Source organism: Mesorhizobium sp. M2E.F.Ca.ET.209.01.1.1 (genome assembly GCF_004010375.2).
GTDB lineage: Bacteria > Pseudomonadota > Alphaproteobacteria > Rhizobiales > Rhizobiaceae > Mesorhizobium.
In genome coordinates this window covers 1-323 of record NZ_SADP02000767.1, presented here as the reverse complement: position 1 = coordinate 323, position 323 = coordinate 1, and the positions used below count along the sequence as shown (strand labels likewise).

1 pseudogene is annotated in these 323 nt (G+C 71.8%); it reads right to left on the bottom strand.

Annotated elements, in window-relative coordinates:
- Positions 1-323, bottom strand: a pseudogene (locus EN852_RS37820) (mannitol dehydrogenase family protein); the annotation flags it as partial.

The window sequence follows — 323 nt, the reverse complement described above, 5'->3', positions numbered from 1 at the left end:
GTGCGGGGATCGGTCAGCACCGCCAGCACCGCAGCCGGGTCCTCCGGCGCCACCAGCAGCGAGCCGATGGAACCGATGACATGCAGCTTCTCGCCGCCGCTGCCGCGCACCGCCAGCGTGTACAGCCCGTCCTGCGGCGCCAGCGCGTCGCGGGTGTCGGCGCTGCGCAGCGACACGCCTGTTATGCCCCAGCCCGTCTCGCCGGCGGCCAGGCACTCATCGATGTAGGCGGCCTGATGGGCCCGGTGAAAGGCGCCGACGCCGAGATGCACAATGCCCGGCGTAATCGCGCCACGATCGTATCGAGGCGCGGCGACCTTGGC